The 1,311-nt window shown below is 51.9% G+C and carries 1 protein-coding gene; it reads right to left on the reverse strand.

Features of this window, described 5'->3' with window-relative positions; translation table 11 throughout:
• Positions 1 to 4: 4 nt before the first annotated feature.
• Positions 5 to 1,219 carry an ISL3 family transposase gene (locus FMS18_RS20125; protein WP_163296440.1) on the reverse strand — a complete coding sequence of 405 codons (1,215 nt, stop codon included), beginning with the start codon at positions 1,217 to 1,219 and terminating at the stop codon, positions 5 to 7.
• Positions 1,220 to 1,311 lie beyond the last annotated feature (92 nt).

Below are 1,311 nucleotides of genomic sequence, written 5' to 3' on the forward strand. Positions count from 1 at the left end.
AGGTTCATCCGGTTAAAGAGTACTTTGCCTCATGAATGCCCATGATTCTGAGTTTGAAAAACTCTTGATCACGGTAGCCGTAGGCTTGGCGTTTCATGGTCTTGATCTTGTTGTTGGTGCCTTCCATCGGGCCTGACGAAATGGGATGATCGTACCAGTTCAGGATGCCCGATCTGTACCCTGCCATGGTGTTGCCTATGATCATCAGCGGGCCAATTCCCGAAGATGTTGCACGTGATATCCAGTCGTCCAAGAAAATCGCCGCTTCCTGCTTGTTTGCCTGACTCCAAATTTGCCGCAACTCCTCTTTCATATAGTAGGCGGTCGCCAACGGTTCATTCATCCGCAGTGCCTCTTTCAAACGATCCGGCTCGCCGTATTTCATTTGCAGGTTCTCTGGATTTTTCAAGAGAACCCAACGAGTGCCTTTGAGAACCTCCCTGTCGGGCATTTCTTTCAGTTCTCGATAGAGCCGCCGTCTGATCTCCGTCAGCTTGTCGTTCATGAGTTTCACGACGTGAAAGTGGTCGAAGACCAACGGGACTCCGGGCAAATTGGTCATTACCGCACTGATGTATGCGGAACTCAAATCCGTTGCCACGGCATGTATCCGAGCCTTTGAGCGTTTCAACCGTTTCCAGAAGGGAATCAGAGCCTCCGCCCCCTTGCCGTCGCCCACGAATACGACTGCTCCGCTTTGCAGATCCATGACCAAAGTCAGATACTTGTGCCCCTTGCGCACGCTGATCTCGTCAATGGCGATGTACTTGAGTTTCGACAAGGGCGGATTGCCAAATCGCCGCTGAAGATGCCGTTTGAAGATGGACTTGACGCCATCCCAGCCGATACCAAGCAGGTCGGCCACATCAAGCATGGTCATCATCTTTGTGAGGGATAAAACAAAACGCTCGAAAGCCCGAGTGTACCACCGTCGAGGCTCGGCAATTTTGAGATCAATTCGCCTGACGCAGTTACATTTTCGACACTCCACACGTGGGGCGGAAACGCACAGCCAAACCGGCTTTGGGCCTACGGGAACCGTCCTGAGCCATCTTTCAAATTCCCCGCGTCGAATGACTTTGCGGCTTCCGCACTCAGGGCATCGAATCAACTTTGATTTGGGACGTATATCAAAGATCACGTTTCCGGCCACAAAGGATTGGCGAACATAGTCATAGCCGGACAGCCCGAAGGCGTGGTAAAGCAAACTTGTGGACATGGCGGTTCATCCTCCCGATGGTTGGTGGTACTTCCACCGGTTGGACGCCATGTCCTATTTTTTGTCAAAAGTATCCTTGAGCCGGATGAACC

The sequence above is a fragment of the Desulfovibrio sp. JC022 genome (assembly GCF_010470665.1).
Classification (GTDB): domain Bacteria; phylum Desulfobacterota; class Desulfovibrionia; order Desulfovibrionales; family Desulfovibrionaceae; genus Maridesulfovibrio.

What these genes read in the sequence shown, in the direction of transcription:
- FMS18_RS20125 (WP_163296440.1), bottom strand. Translation starts at nt 1,219, where the DNA reads ATGTCCACAAGTTTGCTTTACCACGCCTTCGGGCTGTCCGGCTATGAC.